The sequence below is a fragment of the Shewanella sp. ANA-3 genome (genome assembly GCF_000203935.1).
Lineage (GTDB): Bacteria > Pseudomonadota > Gammaproteobacteria > Enterobacterales > Shewanellaceae > Shewanella.
The window spans coordinates 19,384-43,450 of record NC_008573.1 but is presented as its reverse complement, the minus strand read 5'-3'; the positions used below and the strand labels follow the sequence as shown (position 1 = coordinate 43,450).

The following is a 24,067-nucleotide window of genomic DNA, read 5'->3' as shown; positions in this document are numbered from 1 at the left end:
CTCGTCGCTTCGCTCCAATTATTGCCAGCTTTTTATTGCCCCTGCTTGGGGTGTTAGCTTTCATGGAGGATCTGTGCACAAATTTGGCATCGTAGTATTTATGATTGCTGCAACGGTGGTGCTTATCGGGGGTATATTTCAAAGACATGCAATTGCCTGCGATATACTGCCGCTAATGAATTACCAGCGGCTCAATAGTGAGGTATTTCTTGCGGGTGACTTTGCTGAACAGCAAGCCCAAATCATAAGCGAACTTATTGATTCGGCGTCAGAACGAATTAGTCATGTTTATGGTAAACCGATATCTAAACCGAGATTTGTCATTGCTGCTGACATTCAAGGTGCTGCAAATTGGGGGGCAAATGAGACGGCCTCGATGCATCGAATGCCTTGGCGAGCTTGTATAATAATTGGTCCTAAAGGACAAAACGTTGATGTGATCGCCCATGAGTGGCTCCATGCTGAAATCCAGCATCGAGTTGGCTTCTTTCGTTTCCTAAAGGAAATTCCTGTTTGGTTTGATGAAGGTGCCGCACTTACACTTGATTACAGAAAACCGTTTTTACCTGAAAATATTAACCTGTTTGCTGAAGATGTTACTTCGGTAAAAAACCTGAAAAGCGGCAAAAGTTTTTTTTCGAATAACATAAGACAAAACTATCAGGCATCACGAATTGCCGTAGAACCTTTGATACGCCCAAAACAGTTTTTCAATGACCTTGAGAAGATTGCTTCTGGTGAGTCATTTGAAAATGTATTTTTAAAAGCTAACAAATAAGGATAGGCTGCGCGTAGCCGCGACCTTATCCGAAGTGTTGAACAAGCCCGATGCTGGTTGTTGACACTTTATTATGCAAATAGCGGATTGAGAATTTGTGCTGGCGAAGGTCTTATTTTGAAAGAGACTTTTATGCAGGCATGGCCCGCCCTTAGCGAACGAGCTAATATTTTTATCACTTGTTCATCAAGCCGTTGTCGAGTCCTCATTTTGTTTGGTTAACCCGTTATCCTTATACTTCTCAAATTTTCCGCTGCGCTCCAAATTCGCCGCAGAGCGTGGCGTTAAACCCATAGAAATTTTTATCCGAAACTGACGAGTTAGAGCAAAGGGTCTATCACGCTTTTGTCCAGAAGTAAGCCACAAGGAGTATGAAAGTTATTCCTCTCCAACACGAACATCCTTCGAAATATCTTATTTTTTCTCGGTCTGACTGCCCGCCACACGGTTGGCAGCTAGAGCTTGGGATAATATCTCCCGTTCACGCTCGGATTGAGATAGATCTAATTTCACCTGATTCAGTTGTTTTTCGACGCTAATAAGCTCAGCTTGGACGCTTCCGAGTTGGTTTGCTTGCTGACGATAACTATTGAGATCTGTATTAAGTCTTTGCGTATCACGCTCAAATGCCAACTTTTCTGCATTAACCTCGGCTAGTTTTGCTCGTGAGTCTGCTAATTCATTGCGCACCGATACTAAGGTTGCCGTTAAATTTTCCGCAGTCTTACCTAGCTTGGCTTCTGTAGCCTTTAATTCTGTTCGGTCCTGCGTCAATCGCTCAAGGTTCGCTGTGGTGTATGAGATCTGGTCTTGCTGCTTTGATAGTGTGGCCTGCAGAGTTGCAATGGTGGCCTTCGCTTGCTCTAACTCTCGCTGTTCTAGTTCACGCTTCGCAACATCGATGCTGAGTAATTTAATTTGCTCTCGAGATGCCCTTAATTCGGTCTCTGCTTGTGCAACGCGCCCATTCGCTGCGTCTACTAATGCTTCTGCTTTTAATACTTCGGCTTTTGCGTGATTTCTTGCGTCATCAATGGCCTTTTCGCTGGTGGCCTTTAACTCTCGCAGTTGTTGCTCTATCAGGCTTACAGCGGATTGGGCCTTTTCGACCTTGGCTGCGGTGCTGGTTTCAATCTCCGCAACTTGAGCCGCCGTAGTATTCAAGACGCTTTCTAACTTATCTTCACTGTCACTTAACAGCGATAGCGTTTCATCAAGGTTTCGCGTCAACTGGGCAACTTGCTCGGTCAGCGATTCGTTACGACGGTCAATCATGAGCAACAGTTCTTGAGACAGCAACTTAGCTACGGCAAGGCTTCCAACCTCTTCCGCGATAGCATTTTTTCTATGCTCAAGATTATTTTTGTACTCAATCAAGAACCCTTGGATCGACGATGTTCTGCCCTGCAGATGAACGCTCAAGTTACGTGTCGTTGGCTCGACACCGTTTTTAAGCATTTCATTCGCGAGCTTAGTCACTTCCTCAAGAGTTGCCTTCGGTTTCACTGCCAATTGTTCCATTTGCTTGCCTCAAACATCTTCAAAGTTAATGACTTACATCGATAAATCCCAGTGTAGCCAGTTATTCAACACTCTGCAATGGAAACGATGTTTTTACGGAAACATCGTTTCCCGTTTCCCGTGGTGATTTGCGTCATTCATGTCTTGTATGGTGCTGATATAGAAGGGTAAATCCTGAAATTTGCCAGAATCGGCCGCCGTAATAGAATGTTCCTACATCAACTGAATGGGACAGAAAAAATGACCGAACTAGCAACTACGCCAACTGCACCGCGCAACCATGCAGAGGTCGCTATGTACCACTACTATCTGACCAATGCCGTGTTGACGACGAGCCCCAACGAGCAAGTCATTGGTGATGTGTTGGGGATGGGGGAAGATGACTTTGTGATGGAGCTGTTTGCGCTGTCTGAAGCGTTTTGGCTAAAAGGTGAAGATCTCTATGCCGAGGGTAAAGCGTTCTCAGGGCTTGCGGTATTCGACGTTGTGGCTGAGCTGGCTGAGTTCTTCTGGGGGTATGTAGAGCATACTGGAGAAATGCCTGACCTTGATGCGTTCAAGCTGGATATTGACCGAGTGTTTGAGACTTACACGCGATAAATCACCTGTCTAATACTCTTCAAAACAGTGAGGCCTACAACCCCGATGGTAGTAGGCCCAACTTCCAAGCAGTAGTTTCTAACCCTGTAATGGAGTGCTTATCTTTTTAATATTTGTTCCCTCCATGTATTCTTTACGCAAAAAATCATCTTCGGGATTTTCGATGTTTCAATAATTAGCTATACTGTATTAATGTACAGTATTTGTGATTTGTCCTATGAACGTCATCATTAGTTTGGCATCGGCAGGCATACACGGCTTTGAGAGTCCAGCCGCTGGATACCAAGAGAAGGCGCTAAGCCTCAATAATCTTATTGTCTCACACCCATCAGCAACGGTATTTGCAGAGGTTACCGACGACGCTATGACGGGTCTTGGGCTATTTACCGGAGATCTACTTGTCGTTGATAAGTCATTGACTGCGACGCGGGGAGATGTCGTTTTGGCGCTGGTGCACGGCGAAACCGTTTGTCGGCAGCTAGACGATGACCATGACCATCATCAACTTCATGCCAATACCAATGCTCATTATTCCGAAATATCAGTCACAGACGGGATAGAGATTCAGGGCGTGGCCATTTGTGCAGTGCGCTTTCATCGACGCAAGCGCGATCCTCTAGTGTTGAAAAGCCTCGATGACCTTCTGGTTGAATCGACGTTTGTGGGTCGTGCAAGAGGGGAGTCTATGACGGGGGTGGGCATCCACTCCGGTGACATCCTGATAGTGTCACGTCAACTAACTCCAAGTTCCGGCGATGTCATCATAGCCATGTATAACGAGGAATTTGTTTGTAAAGTCTTAGATCTATCCAATAGCAGGTTGTTATCGGCTAATGACGATTTTGAGCCGGTATCAATTAGGCTTGATGACCGCTTCTGGTGCGAAGGGGTCGTGCCAGCATCCATTAGATTATTGAAACAACCGAGTTTATTGGTATGAGCAGCATAATAGCGTTATGCGATGGGAATAAGTTTTACAGCTCATGCGAACAGATTTTTAACCCGCAGTATCGTGGTAAGCCTCTAATTGTGGTCTCGAACAATGACGGCATGACAGTGACGTTAAGCCCTGAAGCGGCTGCGTTGGGGCTTAAAAAATTCACGCCTTACTTTCAAGTTGCTGAGTTCTGTAGGGCGAATGGCGTGGTTGTTTGCTCGAGCAATTACGCCTTGTATTCAGAAATCAGCTCTCAGTTTATGAAAGTCGCATCGAGAGAGTGTTTTTCGTATTTTCCCTATTCGATAGACGAGATTTTTGCTGAATTTGGGAATGATGACACACCACAGAACCTCTCAATATTAGGCCGCAAGCTCAGGCACGATGTCTGGCGCGAGGTCCGATTGCCTATTGGTGTCGGGCTAGGGGATACCTTAACGCTGGCGAAAGCCGCAAATCATGCAGCGAAGCGCTTAGGCTATCGCGGTGTTTGCGTGATTAAAGCGCACAATCGCGAAGCCATCTTAGGGGCGATGTTGACTACCGATGTGTGGGGAGTGGGTAAACGAATTGGTCAGCGGCTAAGTTCGATGGGGATTCATACTGCGCTGCAGTTGGCCCAAATGAAGACTAAGACCGCGAGGAAAATGTTTGGCGTTAACATCGAAAGAACAATTTTCAAATTGAATGGGACAAAGGCGTTTAACTGGGACGATATGCCCGTTAATAAGCGACAGATATTCTCCACACGCTCAGTTGGCCAGCGAATAACGACGATAGAGGGGTTAAAAGAGGCGTTGTCATTCCATGCGTGTGAAGCGGCTCGAAAGCTAAGGGGTCAAAAATCGGTAGCACGTTGCTTGGTATTTTTTGCTCAAACATCCGCGTATGACAAGCATGGTGTTAGTGGTTTCAGTCGGACAATTCATTTACCAGCCCCCACCAGTGACAGCATGATTATCAGTCAGCAAATTACCTCTGCGGTTGAGTCATTTTATGCCGCAGTGCCGTACTATCGCGTTGGGGTAGGGCTATTAGATATAGAACCAGGCTTGCAGCTCGATATGTTCAACGACAACCTGGGAAAACCAGCGTTGATGTCAGTCATGGACAGATTAAACGAGCAAATGGGCAAAGGTGCCGTGTTCGTCGCTGCCAATGGCATTGAGAAAAAATGGCAGATGCGGCGAGCGTTCTTGAGTCCATCTTATCTAACAAATTGGAATGAAATTCCAACCATTCACTGTTAGCAACGTAGTAAAATTTGCCTCATTTAAAGCTTGTGTGATGATTACTCTCAACGAATTTAGGAGAGCATCATGCGGTTAAAATCAGATTTTGAGTTTTCATTGAAAATCTACTGGAAATAGAGCGACTAAAGTGCTGTGGTATCATTCAACCAAATTTAAATGCTTGTAGTAAGGATCACCTATGAAAAGTATAAAAGTTATGATCTTAAACATCCTATTACTAGGAGTGGCGATAATCTTGTCAACAGTATTTGACCAACACCAAGCGGCACTATGGTTTGTATTTGCAAGTTTAATTATGGCAACACTCAACATCGGTAAACGAACATAGTTCAACGCGAAATAATTCAGATAAATCTTTTGAGGTGTTCATGTACAAGGCAGTATTTTTAGGTCTTTATATCGTGGCTTCAATCCTGTGCGGGTTTACCTTCCACGACTTAATAGGATGCGAAAATGCGTTGTTGGGCTCAATTGTTGGGTTTGCCTTAGGCAGTGTAGCTTTCTTCTTTGCGTTTAAGCTTGCTTCAGAATTGATATTTTCAAGTGGCCGGCAATAGAATTAGATGTTAGTTCAGTATTACTCTTCGAAGGAATATCTCGAAGTGAATTCTGACATGATAGCAATGTTGTTCGTAGGGTTTACTGCAACTGCCGCACAGGTACTCACTGCTTCTCGATAAAGTTTTGCGCCAACACGCCTAACGCCTTCGTAGTTAAACAATAGATCTGGAATACGGTCTGCAATTGATGAACCCCGCGGCACCATCAGTAAGCTAGGCAGTTTGCTGTAAGGGCAAATCAACATATAACGGTAACTTGGGTCGGCATGTGCATTGTCAGGGATAATTTCGAAAGCGCTTGCATTACCACCGTTTGTATATTCGTTGTAGAAATCTTCGAGCGCTTTTGGTTTGTTGGCCATCAAGACGTAAGGTCCATTGATTGTTTGAAGTAGGTATTCAAGCTCTATCCCAATGCCAAGGATTCGCTTTAGCTGAAATAAGGAGGCTGGTGGCAATGTTGCAGCGCTTCCGAGATACCAATTAAGCTCTTTTAGAGTAATGCTGCATAGCTTGGCAATATCAACCATCTTGCCTGGCCAATTTGCGAGAAGCATTTTTATCAGTTCTGCAGTGTTATCGCTGTGTTCATATTCGTCATCATCGCTCAGTTCGATATAGTCAGCGTTCGTGCCGTTCATTAACCACATGAAGTTGTCAATTGAATCTCTCTTGAAATAGCGAGGCCCGGATTCTGGTAGCGACTTTTCCCACGACGACAACCAATCTCCAGTTTGCCAATCGAGTTCGGTGTCATTGAGTGGTGCGCTCAAGGGATGAATTGGTTGCTGTAGCCATTGCATAATTTTAAATGCCTCTTTACCGCTGTGATAGCTTGGCGCGATTCGGACATTTAGTAGATGATCATCTTTCGCATAACGAGATAAGGTATCAAAAGGTGTTTCTTGCGGTTGGGGCGGAGCCGAACTCGCTGTCATGGAGATATATTGCGCACTTTCTTGCGCAGACCTTAGTGAGCCTGGGTGTGATCTATCATTAGGCGCAGTAACTTGCAGTTCTACGCCAAGTGGTTGCAGTGCTTCGGCAAGTAACGGGCAAGCTTCATGTAGATACTTGTTTACGCGCACAATATCAGGCAAGCCCCTTAACCCTTTGGCGTGCTCCCAAGCATTGGCCAAAAATCCTTTAATTGCAATTGGCGCGTCAATTGGTGCAAATGTCATCCAGCGAATGGGTAGGCCTGCGACTGTGAGACCGTAAAGTAAAATAGGGCTTAGTTGGTAACGCTTGGCGTCACTGACCGTCATTGGGTCAAGGAGTTTAACGATACCGTGCTTGGGATGAGCAAAAAGGTATTTCGCCGTTGCTACATAGAGATGATGAATACGCGGTTCTTTTTGCATCGAATAAAACTCCTGATTGAATTGGTTTCACTCTACGCGCGATCCGGAAATAGCTGCTCATAGATAATGATTATCAACGTGCTTAAATGTTAATGTTTGAAAGTTGTCGCCAGAAATATACCCCAGATAACACTACTACAAAGAGTAACACTACCAATAAGCACAGTGCCATGATAGAGCTGAGCAAATTCAAAAGAGGGGTGTAACTGAGCGGCAGGGTTCCAATCACAAAACACAGACAGTACAGAGCAATATAGCTGTTATTCAAATCAAACTTGCTTGGAACGGCATTAGCCACGACTGAAGAAGTGAAATACATCCAGATTCCAAACCGCAACGGTTCATCAACGGCGAAATTATAAAGTGCAGACCAGTCAATGGTGGCTGGCGCCTGGAATAACCAATTAAGTATGCACACAACAGCACATCCGCCGAAAAGCGGGGCTATTCCGACGAATAAACGTAACACAGGGCTAATTAATGATGGTCGGTACTGGTACTGCACAAAGCCAAGTGTGCCGTCAGGCTGTGGTGAGAAAAAGGATATTTTGGTAATGGTAAACCGAAACAGAATTGCAGTAAGAGCATGACTGAGTTCATGGACAAATACACCCGGGGCCGCATAAAGACGAAACAACAAACCACGCCCAATGGTGGAAAATAACCTGTCGCGCAATAGCGATAATAACGTTAAGGTTACCCCTAAACTAATTACGGCTAACCAGCCTTCATTTGCCATAAGTGGTTACTTAAGCTTAGTCAATACTGTTAGAGATCTCCATCTCCCTAATGCTGTATGCATGGGCGATGTCGGCGCGCTCATCGGCGTTTTTGGCATCTGCCTCCAAGCGCTCAACCATCACCTCCAGTGTTTCCATTTGCTTGGCACGGCGTAAGCGCAATACATAGGTTTTCACTGTGTCACTAGCACTATTGAAGTTGAACATCTCACGTAACATTGTTTCGTCCCGAGCAAAAGATTTCCAAATGTAATTCTGGGGAAGACATTAACACCAAATGATAATTCCCAATATAACCGATGCCAAAATAATTCAATTTAGACCATCATGCAAACTAGGGGGAAGGAATAAGCAAGAGCACGGAGTACACCTGATAATTCCGTTAAACTCTGACGCGCTTATTCTGGCGTTTCCTTGGATATAACTTGTTTAACTCGCTTCACCGTCGAGGTGCTATTAAATGTCATTCTGGCGATTTTCTCTTGAGAGAGATTGCCTGCCTCTAACAGATCAATCACATATTGATACTGCTTGCGCCATTCCTCGCTGCCGACCTTGGTTGTTCCCTTGGGGCGCCCGAAACTGCTACCACTTTCTACAGTCTGCTTAATCCCTTTGCGTACCGCGTCTAATCGCTTGGGTTCGTAACGCCAACGCCCAGATGCAATAAAGCGCTCGTCCTTATCGAAGGGGGCTAAGTCATTGGCTGCGCGGGTGAATGCCGCCTTAAGCTGTTTCAATGCTGACGCATCGAGGCTCAGATATTCTTGATGTTTTCCTATCTCTCTCTTTGATAGCCGGTATCGATACAATACATACTGCTCCAGATAACCGCCGTTAGGGATTAACCGCAATACTTTGGCGCAGATGCCCTGGTTAAAGTGGGCTTTCATCTCGGATTCAACTTCAGCTAGTCTCACGTCTACCTCACGACGAGTCCGGCCCACCTTATAAATCACTTCACCATTGTCTAGGGTTAACTCAAATAAGTAGGTGGTGGCTACCATCAGCTGTTGTTGGCGCCAAGCCTCAATCTCAAAGTGTGCTCGATGTAGTTCGTTGTTAGCCACTAACTGCGATTTTCTATGTATCCGGGCTGTGAGTTGGCGGCGAAACCAGTTGCTGAATTTACTCAGCGATAGTTGGCCGGTGATGATTAACGCGGCATCGGTCAGTCGATATTTACCCGTGTAACTGTCGGTCTCAATAAGATTGTGCTTTAACAGATCACGAACATGCTTAGGTTCATACCAAAATACTTCCCCAGGATGGGCTTCGGCGTAATTCTGTAAGACATTAACAAGGAAATCCGGCACGCAGAGGTGAAAGTGATCCCAGCCTGGTATTTGTGGCAGCTGTTGCAGTGACTCATGGCAAGTTTCGCCATCATGACGAAAGTGATGAATATTGACTAGCCCCTTTGCTGCGATCAACGGCACGGCACAAAAGGGGCAGGAGAGGTCAGTTTTACCACTCTTCACCGCATCGATACTAATTAATTCTCCGTCTGCGGCTTTTCCTATCGTTAGAAAGGCATTAGAAGGCATACTTAATTGAACCTATAGAATTTCCAATAAATATAGCTCAAATAAGTATGGTGTCCAATGCCAATGAATAGGTCATTAAGAGTGACGTTGAATAATAAAGCTACGAATGTACAATGAGTTATCTTTATTCGTAAGGGATAGTTATGTACAAACTGAAGCAAGAAGTGCCAGTTTCACATGCCCTAGATTTTGCTGATGTGAGCGATGCATTGATCCACATGGAGCGCCACGCTGACCAAATACAAGAAATTTCAAAAAATGCCACAGATAACGCTGCGATGGTCGTATCTGCAGCTACAGATATTGATGCAGATATTGGCAGTATTATTAGCAGCTATTTTTTTGCTAGTCAGAATCACTCTGAAGAGGAATACAACAGACATTGTTTATTTGATGAATTACTAATCGAATCTACAGTAATGAGTTACAACACAAAGCGTGATATTTTATTGAAAATCCTCAATGTAACCTCATATTGCACCGGTAAGAAGAAGGCTAATTTACAGGAGGACTTGAAGAAAATTCAGGAATGGCGAAATGCCGTTGCTCATGGCACGTTTCAAATGATGGTAAAGACCTTTGAGGTTCATTTAAATTACCAATCAGGGGGAGAAAAAGTCCTACTGCTCTCCGATGAGTTCTGGATGAATGTTGACCAAACAATTGAAAGAACCAAGTCAACTCTGTCTCAGATAGAGACCTGTATTCTTAAAGAGCGTGGCTGTTATCAAAAGACAGGTGATGATCCTGAATTTGATAAAGAGTTGGAACTCGAGTACCAATCAATTAATAACCAATTAACTGAACGATTTGATGAAGGATGGAAGGAATAACTCAATAAATATTGACCTTATCTCCCAACATACAAAGATTTATACAGCGGTATCCTCACAGCATTTCTAACATTCACAACATACCAATAATTAGAAAAAAACCAGACTATCAACGTCCTAACTCGAATTTGGCGGAAATTTCCAAAATCACGGCGCACCTAGGCTTTTCTAAAATATCTCTTACATTTTCTTGAATAAGGCCATCGCCACTCGATATGCACAATTAATTATCTATCCAGGTACTCGGGAGGTGGGGGTGTACGCCTATCTTTGTTAGTCAACAACATTGCATGATGGACTAAATAGGATTACAGTAAGACAATAACAGAAATACTTTAAGGTAATGACTTTGTGTATTCTATCGGATAATTATGAAGTGATCCAATCCACCTTGTTGCAGCTCAATCACCTGCTGGATTCGAATACCCCTGTTCGTGCCAGCGTGACACCTGTACCACCCGTAATGAAATCGGCTGAGAAAGTTCGCGAGCCGGAGACGGTGATTTCGGTACGCGAAACACTGGGGCTTGCAGCAGTAACGAAAGCCAAACTCGCTTATGGTGATTTACACATTCATCCTGATTACTCGCAGCGCTCAGCTCGTAGGACGCCTGGGGTGCTTTGGTACTCCACATCGCCGTTAGTCACTAACAAAGTTATGGATGTCATTGCCCGGATTAACTTGGCTAAAACGGCCATCGAGAAGGAAATCACCACCAAGTACAGCACCCGTGCTGACAGATTTGAGAAACTACGCGAGGTTTGCCCTGGTGTCATGGCGTTACATCTCTATCGCCAAATCCGCTGCTTTAACGAGCCAATGACCTCGGCGCGGTTCAGCTGGTTATGCAAAGATGTGGTGTCGAAGGTCGATAAGGACAAATTGCTTGAGCGACTGAACGCGGATATTAAGCGCCTTGGCGATGAATGCCCAAGTCAGCTATTGCTGTTAAAGCAGAACATCTTGAGCACCCCAGAAGCTATGATTCGGGCGCGTCGGGATATTCAACCGCAGCCAGTGGCCAATCTCATGATTAACGGGAAGGTGAAAACGGTTACCGCTACGATGCCGCTTATCGTATTGCAAAGTGAGCCGTTGGAGATCAAGCCGCTCACTACGTTTGATGCTTCAGTTAAGCGCGGTACTCGTGCCGATAAGCAAGCAGCTACGCCACTGGGATCCTTTAATGGCTCCAGCTATGAAGCAAGGAATTAAAGACCGCAAACGGAGAGTGACCCCCTCAATTTTTGCGTAATTTTCACGAAGTAATACAGTGCCTAAAGCAATTTAATTTGAAAGGTTTAAAAAGATGAACAGTTACGAAGAGCAGCTTAAGACAGTGTTTCGCTCTGCTCAGATGCACCTCTATCTCACCTGCGCAGAATCAGGCCGATTTGTTCCTGTTCAGCGCCGCAATGAGATTTTGATTAAAAGGTTAAAGCCATTTGTCGATGACAAGGCTTGCCGTGAAATTAAGAGTCATGTTAAGCGTGTCATCCTGCTTGGGCGCCAAGGGCAGGACATGGAAGCCTGCATTAATCAAATGTTATCGGTTATCAACAGCTCCAGTGTCAAATACGACAGGATGATGGCGCTCGCTGAATGGTTGGTCACTGCGATTGATGCTATCAAAGAGCCAATCCAATTCCGCACCAGTGAACAACCTGTGACAGTGGACCACAATGCCTGTGAGATACGTTTTAACCGAGTGCAGATCGAGAACTGCTTCAATGAAGATGGCCGGCAAATAGCTCCGATGATAATTAACTATCGCTACACTTCAGAGGACAATTTAATTGCACTTAAGACGTTGTTTAACTCAGATTATCAATTGATTGAATGTGTGGTTTTAACAAACAACACTGCAGACATTTTTATCATCGATAGCGCTCATTGGATGGATGCTCAATAGTGCAAAAATAGCTGAAAGGTAATCTCGCTATGATTCAATTATCCTCTCTTACCTTACATGATGTTGTACGCAACTTATCCGGCTTAGGCTTCTTTTGGGCGTTGTGGATGATGTTCCCTTATCGACATAATCACGCAATACCTTTACTCCGGTCAGGCGCCGCTATCGCTTTTATGGCGGCTGGGTTGTATATGCTAAGTGATAAAGGGCTTGTTGAGTTTCACACCCCTGCTTTTCTGGCGCTTGCCACATTACTGGTCACAACTAAAATGGATAATACCAATACATTTCCGGCGATGGTTATTCAAAACGTGTTTTTTGTTAGCACGTTAATTTCGTTATTTATTTATGGCATTGGAACCGTAGTTGTCACCTGCACTTCGGCGGCGATTTTCTTGTATATCCTCAACAAAGTAATGCCAGATGACATTCACAATTAATATAGCGTGTGATATTGTCCAAATGTGTAAATTTTTGGACATAACTCTATGAATCCTTTGTGCGTTTATATAATAGTTTGATATTTTTTGGCTCTTTTGGTGAATGTGCGGATTAAGAGTTAGCACATTTTTGCCCCAAAGCTTGCTAGCTCTTTTCACTCAGTGTTCGCAGAATGCTCCGATTAGGCTTACTTTTCGTAATGCGGTTTTTACTTCAAGCACCTCTTTTGACGGTGTTTTACGCCTCGCCTAAGGAGGTGTTGCCCTTAATCGCCAACGAGCCTTGCACCGTACGGATACGGTTGACACAACGCAGCCGGAGTGCCTGCGCCTGTTCAATACGCGCACTTAAACGACCGATCGTTTCACTGATCTCTGCAACCTGCTTAAGTGTGATTGGGTAATACTAAAGGCCGGATTGTAAGGCATTAAATCATCTCAGTAACATCTTCATAAATTTCATTTAAAAGATCATCTGCCTGAGCAAAAATAAACTGTTTTAGAAACTGATCGATTCGGATATTGAGCTTAAAAGGTGGAATGGTTACGCCATCTAATTTTTCAAAATAAACTTTGGCTTTTGCCTTATCAACAGTGTCTTTAAGCGCATCAAAGCGACCGAAATTATTAAGGTGTTTCTCATTGACACTATCGTTTAATAAGCTAATAAGCTGGCTTTTATCTAAACCTAACGCATTAACAATGGCATTAATCTGGGCGTTTTCAGCATTGTCTTTGTAGGTGTTGATGTAATCTCTGAAAGTATGGCCTTCTATTAACTTTGCATCGCCACGCTGTAAATCATGTAAGAAAAGCTTGGCGTATTTTTGTTCAGCTTGCGTCAGTGAAGAAAATGACTTGTGCAGTTCGTTAAGCGTAAGTTGAATGCTGGCTTGATCATTATGCTGATTTAGCTCTTTTAAATATTTATCGAAGCGACTATTCATATAGTCGGCATCAATCTTTCCTGTGTCGATTTCCGTCAAATAGCCACTAATATCAAAAGGCACACCTCCGCCACCCGCACCACCACCATCACCTTTTGATGCGAGCTCTTTATAACGCAGCGCAAGGCTCAGGTAGGTTTGTTCATTAATGGCGAGAGTAACCTCATGTTCAGTGCCATTTTCGCCTGTTGAAGCGTTCGTCGTGAATGTATAAACCGACTGCTCCCAATGTAAACCTTGTATCTTCGCGGCTTCTAGATGCTGGTTAAATACTTTAAATAGTTCAGCAAACTTTGCGCACGCCTCAACATCTTCTGGCAGTTTTTCAAAATTTGTCACACCGGCACTAATGAACAACTCGGTAATATCACCGAACAGTTCATTCATTGCTTCTAAGTTACTTTCTAGCCTATCAACAAATAACCCAATGGGTCTGTCGCCAGAGTATAGTTTTACCGCATCGTTAATATGTTGCTCCATCGTATGCGGGTAACGATAGTAACGGATAACACCATGAGGCTTATCGGGGCCAAACAATCGATTGGTACGAGAGAAGGCTTGGATGATGTTTTGGTATTTAATTACCTTATCTAAATACAAGACATTCAGCCACTTGGAGTCAAAACCGGTGAGCATTTGGTCTACAACAATCAATAAATCCAACTGTTTTGTAGGATCGGTATGAATACGCTCATAAGGTTTTTTGTGAGCAAGGCGTGCGGCTAGATCTTTCTTAAATGCTGCATGGCGGGCAAAATCAAAATCGTGGCCATAACGCGCATTATAATCACGCATAATCTCATCCAAGCCATCACCTTTAAATGTTGGCCCTCGGTCACCACTGCCGTCATTATCAATGTTAGGATCAAACAGTGCTGATACTTTTAAATCAGGCTTAGCAGCCTTTAGCAGACGGTAATAATCAATGGCTTCAGCAATACTGTTAGTAGCCAAAATCGCATGAAACTTATTGCCTTGGCTTAGCACATCCCATTTGTGCAGAATATCTTCTACCACTTTGGCTTGGTGAGTCTCGCTTAGGTACTGACTTTTAGGTACGTAATCTTCAATACCTTTGTGGTATTTACCTGTAGAGTCTTTGTAGCCAGCCATAGGCACTTCATTCATAAAATAATTAAATTTTTTCTTTTTGGCAGGATTATCCATTGCTTCCGCTACAGATCCCGACTTAGCTTGCTCTAGGGCGACAGCCTGCCTTAAGTCACCGTCCCTAAAAGTAGGCACTTTATAGGGATCAAAGCCGAGTACGTTACCATCGCGAATACCATCGGCTATGCTGTAGCGGTGCAACTCATTGCCAAATACGGTACTGGTAGTATTGCCGTTTTTTTCATTTTCTTCTTGGATCGGAGTGCCAGTAAAACCAAAAAACAAGGCGCGGGGAAAGGTGCGTTTAATAATGATCAGCATGTCGCCAAACGTTGAACGGTGCGCCTCGTCAATAATAAATACCAAGCGTTTAGCGCGGATTTTTTCAATATCTGCCGAGTTTGTTGCAGTGCCTTCATCATCCACTTCTTCAAAAATATTACTCATTTTTTGAATAGAGCTAACAATTAGAGTATCGGCTGGGGACGTGCTTTTTAGCTTAGTTACCAATACATGAGTATTTTCGGTCGCTTGTACATCTTCACCATCGCCTGCAAAATTACGGTATTCCGCCAGCGACTGGGTGCCCAACTCGATGCGATCCATCAAAAAAATGACTTTATCGGCATCTTTTGATTGGGCAATGAGCTGTGCTGATTTAAAGCTGGTCATGGTTTTGCCTGAACCTGTGGTATGCCACACATAGCCGCCCAAGCGGTCTGGGTTATTAGCAGCGCTACCCAATTGTTGCCAGTTGGTTTTGGCTACCTTATCCGATATCGCATTGGCGGCGTAATACTGATAACTACGCATCACTTTAAGCACACCATCGGTATCATCGGCAACGGTGTAAAAGCCTATCAACTGGTGCGCCATGGGAATGGATAACAGTGTCGAGGCAATATCTTTCCAATGGTTCATGGGCTCGTTGTTAAAATCGGCCCAATTGAATTGGTAATCTGGATTAAACTTGCCATCTAGCCCTGGGTTAGCAAAGTATTTGGCCTCATTAGGCTCCATGGCGACAAACACTTGAATGAGTGAAAACAGCCCACTAAAAATACCTTCTTTGGAATACTTTTCGATTTGGTTAACCGCTTGGCTAACTGGCACGCCACTGCGTTTAAGTTCAACATGAATGACCGGCATACCGTTAATCAGTAACAACACATCACCACGCCTGTCATTACGCAGTGGGCTGCCGCGTTCAAATTTCGGCTGCTGGACGATTTGGTAACGGCTTTGACCGGCAGCAATTTCTTGGCGATCATAGATTTTTAGGCTGACTTCTTTGCCAAGATGCAAGGCATCGGCGGGGTTATCGCGCTTAATGGCTACCGTTTTGCCGTTAATTAACCCATTGAGTTTAAGCGGTGTTTTTAGCTCTTTGATCTGCTCAATAATCTGCTGCATTTCCGTTGCCGTCAGTGGCACATCGTTTAAGCGATCTTGCTGACGATTGTTCTCAAATAAAATGTTCGCCCAGTTTTGCAGTAAATCCGCTTCGGTTTTGTTTTTAAGTATCTCAGGCTCCCAGCCTTTATGGGTAAGCACCTCGATAAAGGCCTGCTCAAATTGAGCTTCGGTTTTAAAGGTCGTCATGGTGGCTCCCGCGAGTGGTGCATAGGTGAAATTGGGCCGCTAAGGAGCAGAGCCGCTCAGCGAAGATCAAGGCGAAAAAGCGAAGGAATAGTGGCGCTCTTTCAAGGTTTTTCAACGTGGAGATTCGTTGAGGGGCGAAGCGAACAGTGCTCATATTTTGCCTAGGCATCACTATACAAACATCTTGCTCAAGCAGGCCTGCTTGATGTTATTCAGTTTGGTGATTTGTTGTTGGTGTTGTTTGATCAGCGCATCGAGCTTTTGGAAGTAGTTGCCGATAGCGGTTTGTTCTGTTTCGCAAGGTACAAGAATTTTCATGCGACCAAGTTGCTTACCTGAAATTTCTAAGAACGTTGAGCCTGACGCATGTTTAAGGGCATATTCTTTAATCTGTTTACCTGCGGAATAAATGAAATAAGGTACAAATCCTTCTTTCACAACAAAAGATTGAAATCCCTGATTGGTAGTACCAGGCTTTGTAAGAATAGCCATATCACCTATACCAGCTCTACTAGTAAATAGAACCGTATTACCAGCAGGCAGTATCTTTGCTGATGAACTATTAAGGCCTAGAGCCGTAATTTTTTTCTGACTCCCTTCAGCATATACATTGCTACCAATTTCAGTAGGCGAATACCAATCTATATCACCGTTCCAAAATTCAGATATTGAAGTGCTAGGTGTACCACCACCAACTATGTCAGCAACATCTGTACCTAGCTCTTTCTCGTCCCACTCCCCGCTAAACCCTTTAAAGCGAATTTCTGGGATGGTTTCGCCTTGTTTGGGGAACATTTTTTCCAGCATGGCTTTTTTGATATTGCTGAGCTTGTCATGCTTTTGTTGGTATTGGTTAATTAAGTTGTCGAGTTTTTGAAAATAGTTACCAATTTTGTCAGATTCTTTCGAGTTCGTTGGGCAGTTGACATTGACCTGTTTGATTTCATTCATATTGATCTTTTTGGGAAATGCAATATGAAGTGTGCGCAGCCAAATATCTTTTTGCACATACGGTGAAGCAATAGAGCTTTTCAAGAAATATGGGCTAAGTTGCTTGTACTTCAATAACGCCAGTGTCACGTAATATGCTTTGTCATCATCAGTTTCTACAACGTTTGCTGTTCCTACATCTCCTATTCGAGTCATTAAAACATCATTTTTTTGGGGATAGACTTTAAACTCTTCTTTGAAAGCTTTTTCAGAAATAAATTTTTGTGAGGTTAATGACCTTATATTCTCAGCAGAGAGAAACATTACCCCGTTTTTTGTATACGCCGGCGTTTGATGTGTTCCATCATATACATCGGTAATTTTATCCAAACTCAAACTTTGCCACTCATCACTAAACCCCTCAAAGCGAATCTCCGGCACCATCTTTTCCACACTCATCTTATGCACCCTTCAACAAACTGGTAAGCTCATTCAAGCCCTGCATATCAAACTCATTGCCAGTGAGTTCGCCCATCATGTCAGCTAGTTCTTGTTCGGTGGTTTTAATCTCATTCGCCACTTGCGAATAGGTCACCGCATATTTATCGGCAAGGGATTGTACTTGGTTGGTCAACTCTGAAATCACGACACTTGGCATGGCAGCAAGCTCTTGGCTTAATGGCGCGATCCATTTTAGGTGCAGCAATTCGTTCACTTGCTGGTCGGTTAAGCCTTCGATGGTGGTTTTGGTTTTTAAGTGCAGGGCGACTTGTGCTTCTTTGACCGCTTTTTTCAGAGCTTTTTCTTCATCGATGAGTTTATTGGCCGCAATTATCTTGGCTTCGTAGCTTTCCTTTTCAAATTTAACTTTGCTGTCTTTCTGTTCTTTCAAGAAGGCTTTGGCCGCCTTGGCCACTTCGGCATTGGCAAAGCCGTCTTTGCTTTCTTTTACGGTGTCTTGTTCTTTGTCTTCTTCGCTTAGAGATTCGAGTATTTCCTCAAGTAGGCTTCCGATTTCGACAAGGCGGTTTTCTTGTTTTGCCAGAGCCGCTAGGTCATCGCTCAAGTAGGTTTGTTGTACTAAATCAAAGGGCATGATGTGGCCTTTCCAGCCGTCTTGTACTTCGGTGTCTTTGCCCTTAACCTTTTTAACCACGATATTAGGGTCAACTTGCTTAGTGGCGGCGAAACCCTCAGTTTGCATCATTTCTAAATCAGCACTAATCAATTGCCATTGGTTGTTCAAATATTGATAGGCCTGGTATTTGTCGATGAGGGCAACACTGCTTAAGCGTGTGAATAACTCTGTGCTTAATTCAGGCTCTTGCTGGTTACGGTTAACGGCTTGCCAGCCTTGGATTAGGGTATTGTTTAAATAGTCATCAAAGCTGCTGTTGGCATTGGTTCCATCAAACGCCTGGTTGTAGGCAGTGACAAACTCTACCACTTGTGAGTGCTGGGTAATGGTTGCATTAACGTCTCGTTTAGCAATGGCTAATTCACTGTGGGCGGCAGACTTGGCCACAAACAGCGCATCATGCAATTGCGGGAATGCTTGCCAATATTGGTGTAACTGCGCAATTTCGCTATTTGGGATGCCGCCGAGCATAGTGGCGTGTAAATCCCAGCTTTCGGCCGCTGGTGACGAATCTACATAACGGGGTATGTTTAAGTTGTAGCCATTGTCGCGCAAGGTTTGCTTACTCACCACTTGTGAGAATTTTTCGATGCTGTCGCGGTTAATGACCGCATCAACAATGCGCTTGATGTCACTGGCTTGCAGTTTATTGTTTTTACCTTCTTTAACAAAGTGCTTGGAGGCATCCACAATTAATACGTCATTCTGTGGTTTGTCAATAGAGCCACGCTTCTGCTTGAGCACCAAAATAACGGTAGGAATACCAGTACCAAAAAAGATGTTAGCTGGTAAGCCGATAATGGCATCAATGTGGTTTTGCTCAATCAGTTGCTTGCGAATTTCGCCTTCTTCACCACCTCTAAAGAGTACGCCGTGGGGCAAGACAATGGTCATAATGCCATCGGGTTTTAGGTGGTAAAGGTCGTGCAATAAAAAGGCAAAATCGGCTTTGGTTTTGGGCGCAAGACCAAAACGCGAGTAACGTGGATCGCTGTCTTTAAAACTTGGGTCCCAGGCTTGTGAGTAAGGCGGGTTGGAGACGACCGCATCCACATACAGCGCATGATAAGTACCTTGCGGATCATTTTCATCAAAGTATGGCCAATCGTCTTCTAAGGTGTCACCGTTACGGGTTTTGATATTGCTGGCTTTAATGCCGCGCATGATCAGGTTCATACGGGTAAGGTTGTAGGTATTCGCTTTTAGCTCTTGGGCATAATAGGTAATGCTGTCTTTGCTTTTGGCGTATTTTTCGACCGCTTCACCAATATTGATCAGTAACGAACCCGAGCCCGACGTTGGGTCGTAAATCTCGATGGTATCTTTGTGTTTTAATTCATGGGCGATGATGTGCGACATCAATACCGAGACTTCATGCGGCGTATAGAACTCACCGGCTTTTTTACCGGCATTAGCGGCAAATTTTTCAATCAGGTATTCGTAGATGTAACCCAGAACGTCATAGCCTTGCTTACCGTTCATTGGGATACTTTTGATTAAATGTAGTAGGTCGCTAATGGCTTTTGTGCGCTTACCCGCGCTTTCACCCAGTTTGCTAAGACCCGTTTCGAGTGTGGTGAAAATTCCTTCAAACAATTTTTTGTAGGTAGGCGAAATCAAACGGCTAAAGGCGGATAGCGCATCGCGCACGTTAGACTCGTCAAAGTCGAATGCAGGATCAACCCAAGTAGCAAACAAATTATCGTAAGCGATGAAATAACCTAGATTGTCTTGAATGTACTTGACCGTGTCCGCGTCTTCTTCGTTGAGGGCTTTAATGTCTTCAGGTGTCATGCCCTCTTTGGTGACAAACTGAACTAACTGGTCGCTCAGGTACTTGTAAAAAATGAAACCTAAGATGTAATCTTTGTATTCGTTAGCTTCGATTTTTGAGCGCATCTGGTTTGCTGATTCCCAGATTTTTGCGGCCAGTTGTTGTTTGTTCATGTTTGCTCTAAATAGTCAGAATGAGTGAGGTCGCAATATGTTTAAAGGACATAAAGCACGTATCAAAATTGGGGGGTTGCGAGTTAAACACCATGGGTTTAACAAAATCATTAAAGCGTTGCCTGAAGAGTGGGTTGCTTTCTATCTCCTGTAAGCCAAGGCGTAACTCATTGGCTGGGTCCATGACGAATTCGGCATGTTGGTTGCCAAAGCGAGCAATATCTTCTGCTAATATGGCGCGAAAAAGGGGCGCAAGTAATTCATTATCAAGGGCCTGTGCTGCATGAATACAGTGTACGTCGTAAATATGCCTAACTAAAGTGACGTCATCGCTTCGGGCTGCATCACGCTTAACAGACATTGTGCGGCGTAACATGGAAAGCACTTTCTCTACCAAGGTGGTATTTACTGATACGCAGATGAATCCGTTCACTTCTTGTGGCAGCTTATAAAGCTCTGCGACTAACGATTGGATGCCCCGCGTTTCCAGCGCAAGCAGTGGAATGGTTTCCATCAGTTCTAACTTGATGATTGGGCGTAGACAAGGAGCCTGGCTAAATTGTTGCGGATATTTAAGCTCATATTCCACATAGCGATATTCATCCTGAACTAATCTAGCTTCGATAGAAAATGTGTTCGATGCAATAATCGCTGTTTCAATTTTTACTGCTAACGCTTTTCGGTACTGTTTCTTCCTGCCGCGACTAAGGTGTTGAAATTGCGGCGTGGGGATCAGCTTTATGTCCACGTCTTCAGACATTCTAAGTATTTTAACATTGGACTTAGCCAGTGCGGTGCCGCCGGAAAACACCATTTGATGAGTTTCAAACGTTAACTGTTCAAGCTCAGAAAGTAGAGCAACCACCCAATAATCTTTTTCAATAATGGCGGGGTTTCCGAGCGCTAATGCATCGGAAACCTCTAAGAACTGTTGTTTCAGTTTTTTCATGGTCTACTTGCTGGCGTTAATAGTCTGTTACCAACAACCAATTTGCGATTGAACTGTTTTTGATCCCATGAGTAATGAACGGATGAGGGGATTTGGGTGTTTTTACCGGAAAGACTTTGTAAGGACAGATTATCTATCTCGAAATCGATGTCTTTCATTTTTAATATTTCACGCATAAGTGCATCGCTACCACCTGGACACGACGGCATTAAACGTCCTGTCAGGCTGTTTACTCGCGCTTTCGTGTATAAGCCATAGCCAAGCTTCATTATCTCGCCTCTATCCATTAACTGATTAAGCGATCGGCCAATTTGGTCATAGCTAGCAATGCCGTCAAAGTCTTTGCGTTCGAAAACGTAGCGTCTAGAACGCTTTATCTTTTGAAAGATACTGTCAACAGCGGCCATTTAAACCTCCTTACTCTACAATAGCGCGAGTATAGCTTAATGTGAGGGTAATAGGAATAAATACGGCATCCTATTAACATTTAATACGGCACTTATATTTACCTAAGTTTATGATTAATAAATTAGAATACTTATTATATTCATATCCACCTATAAGTTACTGCGACTCTCACCTACTTTGGGATACAGCAGCTAACATCTATAAAAAAATTGTGGCTACCCAAGCCCGCTCAACTTGGCCGCTTTAGCAATGGTCGAACGATTGCATTTAAGCAGGCTTTGCACGTGTGACGAGCTTGTCCCTTAATCGAACCGCTTATTTTTCCTTAATTGATGAACAAGCAAACGTCCAAGGCATTTACCTAAGGTTTGGGCCTTTTCGATGCATTGCGTTTGTCCATCCCATTTATTAAATAACAATCTCACTTTCTGAGGATATTCATTACTAATGGTAATGCTAAAATCGAATTTTAGAGCCTAAGCACTAACTGATTCTTGTCCCCTATACGTGTCAGAGGAATGAAGCTGACACGTTCGTGCCCCATTCAGAGGCACAACTCTTGAGGCTGTCACCAGTTCCCTTAGGCTAATTGACCAAATTTTAGTAATAATACAAAGTGTCCACTATTACTGGTTCAGATTAGATTTCTTTTCGACACTTGAGCGCCAATTGTATAGCTGTGACTCATAAAGATTGAGTTCACGTGCCGCTGCCGCTACACCAATTTTATCAGCAAGCTTCAGGGCTTCAGCTTTAAATTCTTGCGTGTGGATTTTACGGGGTTTCTTCGTTGACATACTTCACCTCAATAAGCGATTTTACTCACTTAGCGAGATGTCCAAAAGTAGCGGATCAGATCAAATTCTTTTCAGCCACCACCTACTTGCTGCTAGCGCTGGCATTTGTCCTGATGGGCAAAGCTGTGTCGGCATTACAGGAGGCGGCCATCATCGGTATGACGCCATTACCTGTGAGTTTTGAGATTGACTGGATTGGCGTCAAATCCACCTGGCAAGGCGTGCTTGCGCAACTTTCGGTACTTCTGGTTTACCTGGTATTTTTAATACTATCCAAATCAAAACGCGCAACATCACCGCCGATAACACAGGCGTCCGATTTCAAGCGCGTAAGTGTTACCGCTTCTGATGCTGATTAGTGGTTAACGTTTGCAAGATGCCGCACTGTTCGATCGTCCTTTCACTGGAGCAGCTGCGGCGAAGTACTTTCAAATGCTCGCGCAGCTGAACCAGCTTCTGAATGCGCGTTTCCACTTGTTGAATGTGCGTATCCATCATGCGATTGACTTGATCACATTGCGCACCCGGTGAGCGTTTTAATGTGAGTAGCTGGCGGATCTCGGACAAACTGAGATCCAGGTTACGGCAGAGCTTGATAAATAGCAGCTGTTCGACAGCAGCTTCATCGTAAAGTCGAAAATTGCCGTCACTACGCTGTGTCGTGCACAGCAACTGTTCTTTTTCATAGTAACGGATAGTTTGCACCGAGCAATCCGTCTTTTTTGCCAGCTCGCCAATCTTCATTTATTCAATCTCTGTGCTTGACTCTATAGTAACTATAGAGTTTAAACTGCCCACCTTGGATAGAACAAGGGTTTTTTATGACGACCACATGCGGTGGCAATTGCCAAAATAACGCGACGGAGAACACTCCCCAAATTGCCGAAGTACACGACGCTTCTCATGGCGGCTTTGTTAGTGAGTATCATGTCCCCAAGATGGACTGTCCTTCAGAGGAAGGCATGATCCGTATGGCGTTGGACAGTGTGCATCCTAAAGTCACATTGGAATTCGATACCCCCAAGCGCAAGGTGAGTGTCTACCATGGTGATAACGCTGACCTTATTAAAAAAAGAATGCAATCAGTCGGTCTGGGCGCGAGACTTGTCAGTACAATGCCCGTCGCCAGCGAGTCCATCGCCCGTGCGCAGGCGTCTGCAAAACAGGAGGCAGAAAGAGAAGCTGGCATTCTCAAGTGGCTACTGGCAATCAATGGCATCATGTTTGTCATTGAAATTACTGTCGGCTGGTGGGCGCAATCCACTGGTTTGATTGCGGACTCCCTGGATATGTTCGCTGATGCCGCCGTCTACGGCGTGGCGCTGTATGCCGTAGGGCACAGTGTGCGGATGAAGTTGCGTGCAGCCCATTTTTCCGGTTGGCTTCAGATCATTCTCGCCTTGGGCGCTTTGGGCGAGGTGGTAAGGCGATTAGTATTGGGTAGTGAACCGGTTTCCACTTTGATGATGAGCTTCGGGCTTGTTGCCTTGGCGGCCAATGTGACCTGTCTGCTGTTGATTGCCAAAAGCCGGGATAGCGGCGCCCATATGAAAGCCAGCTGGATTTTCTCCGCCAATGACGTGATTGCCAATCTAGGGGTGATCCTTGCCGGTGGATTGGTGGCCTGGACGGGCTCACGTTATCCAGACTTGGTGATTGGCCTTATCATCGGTTTGATTGTGTTGAATGGTGCGCGCCGTATCTTGCAGCTCAAGTCCTGAGCCGAGCACAATATGAACAACAAGCAATGGTC

Annotated in this window: 20 protein-coding genes and 2 pseudogenes; 10 read left to right on the top strand and 12 right to left on the bottom strand. The window is 44.3% G+C overall.

Features of this window, described 5'->3' with window-relative positions; genetic code table 11:
- Positions 1 to 73: 73 nt before the first annotated feature.
- On the top strand, positions 74 to 778 hold the full coding sequence (locus SHEWANA3_RS21850; RefSeq protein ID WP_041413298.1) for a hypothetical protein: 705 nt from the start codon (positions 74 to 76) through the stop codon (positions 776 to 778).
- Positions 779 to 1,192: 414 nt separating this feature from the next.
- Here SHEWANA3_RS21850 and SHEWANA3_RS21845 read toward each other — a convergent pair whose 3' ends face one another.
- Complete coding sequence (locus SHEWANA3_RS21845) at positions 1,193 to 2,299, bottom strand: hypothetical protein (RefSeq protein ID WP_011711512.1); 1,107 nt, start codon at positions 2,297 to 2,299, stop codon at positions 1,193 to 1,195.
- 240 nt (positions 2,300 to 2,539) lie between these two features.
- Here SHEWANA3_RS21845 and SHEWANA3_RS21840 point away from each other — a divergent pair, with 240 nt between their 5' ends.
- From SHEWANA3_RS21840 to SHEWANA3_RS21825, 3 genes are all read left to right on the top strand, one after another.
- Positions 2,540 to 2,899, top strand: a complete 360-nt coding sequence (locus SHEWANA3_RS21840) for a hypothetical protein (RefSeq protein WP_011711511.1) — start codon at positions 2,540 to 2,542, stop codon at positions 2,897 to 2,899.
- A gap of 217 nt (positions 2,900 to 3,116) precedes the next feature.
- The gene (locus SHEWANA3_RS23065; RefSeq protein WP_049796107.1) at positions 3,117 to 3,839 is read left to right on the top strand and encodes a S24 family peptidase; all 723 of its coding nucleotides are present in this window, start codon (positions 3,117 to 3,119) and stop codon (positions 3,837 to 3,839) included.
- Entirely contained in the window at positions 3,836 to 5,086 is a 1,251-nt protein-coding gene (locus SHEWANA3_RS21825) for a Y-family DNA polymerase (protein ID WP_011711509.1), read from the top strand. The genes SHEWANA3_RS23065 and SHEWANA3_RS21825 overlap by 4 nt, the downstream gene beginning before the upstream one ends.
- 580 nt (positions 5,087 to 5,666) lie before the next feature.
- On the opposite strand, the gene SHEWANA3_RS21815 is transcribed toward SHEWANA3_RS21825, so the two are convergent.
- From SHEWANA3_RS21815 to SHEWANA3_RS21800, 4 genes are all read right to left on the bottom strand, one after another.
- Positions 5,667 to 7,013: a hypothetical protein gene (locus SHEWANA3_RS21815; protein WP_011711508.1), complete on the bottom strand. Its 1,347-nt coding sequence runs from the start codon at positions 7,011 to 7,013 to the stop codon at positions 5,667 to 5,669.
- Positions 7,014 to 7,095: 82 nt separating this feature from the next.
- Entirely contained in the window at positions 7,096 to 7,752 is a 657-nt protein-coding gene (locus SHEWANA3_RS23060; protein WP_011711507.1) for a hypothetical protein, read from the bottom strand.
- A 16-nt stretch (positions 7,753 to 7,768) separates the two neighbouring features.
- On the bottom strand, positions 7,769 to 7,972 hold the full coding sequence (locus SHEWANA3_RS21805; RefSeq protein WP_037426029.1) for a hypothetical protein: 204 nt from the start codon (positions 7,970 to 7,972) through the stop codon (positions 7,769 to 7,771).
- 179 nt (positions 7,973 to 8,151) lie between these two features.
- Positions 8,152 to 9,300: a GIY-YIG nuclease family protein gene (locus SHEWANA3_RS21800; RefSeq protein WP_011711506.1), complete on the bottom strand. Its 1,149-nt coding sequence runs from the start codon at positions 9,298 to 9,300 to the stop codon at positions 8,152 to 8,154.
- Between the two features lie 143 nt (positions 9,301 to 9,443).
- Between SHEWANA3_RS21800 and SHEWANA3_RS21795 the strand changes: the two genes are divergently transcribed.
- The 4 genes from SHEWANA3_RS21795 (at position 9,444) to SHEWANA3_RS21780 (ending at position 12,486) form a co-directional block, all read left to right on the top strand.
- Positions 9,444 to 10,133 (top strand): hypothetical protein, encoded by a 690-nt coding sequence (locus SHEWANA3_RS21795; protein WP_011711505.1) that lies wholly within the window; start codon positions 9,444 to 9,446, stop codon positions 10,131 to 10,133.
- Positions 10,134 to 10,482: 349 nt separating this feature from the next.
- Positions 10,483 to 11,349, top strand: coding sequence for a DNA replication terminus site-binding protein (locus tag SHEWANA3_RS21790; protein WP_166485395.1), 867 nt, complete (start codon positions 10,483 to 10,485; stop codon positions 11,347 to 11,349).
- A gap of 94 nt (positions 11,350 to 11,443) precedes the next feature.
- Positions 11,444 to 12,046, top strand: a complete 603-nt coding sequence (locus SHEWANA3_RS21785) for a DUF2913 family protein (RefSeq protein WP_011711503.1) — start codon at positions 11,444 to 11,446, stop codon at positions 12,044 to 12,046.
- A 29-nt stretch (positions 12,047 to 12,075) separates the two neighbouring features.
- Positions 12,076 to 12,486 carry a hypothetical protein gene (locus SHEWANA3_RS21780; RefSeq protein WP_011711502.1) on the top strand — a complete coding sequence of 137 codons (411 nt, stop codon included), beginning with the start codon at positions 12,076 to 12,078 and terminating at the stop codon, positions 12,484 to 12,486.
- 428 nt (positions 12,487 to 12,914) lie between these two features.
- On the opposite strand, the gene SHEWANA3_RS21775 is transcribed toward SHEWANA3_RS21780, so the two are convergent.
- The 6 genes and pseudogenes from SHEWANA3_RS21775 to SHEWANA3_RS21750 all read right to left on the bottom strand — a co-directional run.
- A complete protein-coding gene (locus SHEWANA3_RS21775) occupies positions 12,915 to 16,145 on the bottom strand; it encodes an HsdR family type I site-specific deoxyribonuclease (protein WP_011711501.1) in 3,231 nt (1,076 codons plus the stop codon).
- A gap of 171 nt (positions 16,146 to 16,316) precedes the next feature.
- The gene (locus SHEWANA3_RS21770) at positions 16,317 to 17,534 is read right to left on the bottom strand and encodes a restriction endonuclease subunit S (protein ID WP_011711500.1); all 1,218 of its coding nucleotides are present in this window, start codon (positions 17,532 to 17,534) and stop codon (positions 16,317 to 16,319) included.
- Between the two features lies 1 nt (position 17,535).
- Entirely contained in the window at positions 17,536 to 20,160 is a 2,625-nt protein-coding gene (locus tag SHEWANA3_RS21765) for a type I restriction-modification system subunit M (protein ID WP_011711499.1), read from the bottom strand.
- Between the two features lie 7 nt (positions 20,161 to 20,167).
- Positions 20,168 to 21,109 (bottom strand): nucleotidyl transferase AbiEii/AbiGii toxin family protein, encoded by a 942-nt coding sequence (locus SHEWANA3_RS21760; protein WP_011711498.1) that lies wholly within the window; start codon positions 21,107 to 21,109, stop codon positions 20,168 to 20,170.
- Positions 21,106 to 21,516, bottom strand: coding sequence for a DUF6088 family protein (locus SHEWANA3_RS21755; RefSeq protein ID WP_011711497.1), 411 nt, complete (start codon positions 21,514 to 21,516; stop codon positions 21,106 to 21,108). The genes SHEWANA3_RS21760 and SHEWANA3_RS21755 overlap by 4 nt, the downstream gene beginning before the upstream one ends.
- 642 nt (positions 21,517 to 22,158) lie before the next feature.
- A pseudogene (locus tag SHEWANA3_RS21750) lies at positions 22,159 to 22,314 on the bottom strand (transposase); the annotation flags it as partial.
- 62 nt (positions 22,315 to 22,376) lie between these two features.
- Here SHEWANA3_RS21750 and SHEWANA3_RS21745 point away from each other — a divergent pair.
- A pseudogene (locus SHEWANA3_RS21745) lies at positions 22,377 to 22,673 on the top strand (hypothetical protein); the annotation flags it as partial.
- Here the strand turns inward: SHEWANA3_RS21745 and cadR are convergent.
- On the bottom strand, positions 22,651 to 23,058 hold the full coding sequence (cadR, locus tag SHEWANA3_RS21740; RefSeq protein ID WP_011711495.1) for a Cd(II)/Pb(II)-responsive transcriptional regulator: 408 nt from the start codon (positions 23,056 to 23,058) through the stop codon (positions 22,651 to 22,653). The pseudogene SHEWANA3_RS21745 and the gene cadR sit on opposite strands and share 23 nt — an antisense overlap.
- A gap of 77 nt (positions 23,059 to 23,135) precedes the next feature.
- Between cadR and SHEWANA3_RS21735 the strand changes: the two genes are divergently transcribed.
- Positions 23,136 to 24,035 carry a cation transporter gene (locus SHEWANA3_RS21735; protein WP_011711494.1) on the top strand — a complete coding sequence of 300 codons (900 nt, stop codon included), beginning with the start codon at positions 23,136 to 23,138 and terminating at the stop codon, positions 24,033 to 24,035.
- The last annotated feature ends 32 nt before the right edge of the window (positions 24,036 to 24,067 follow it).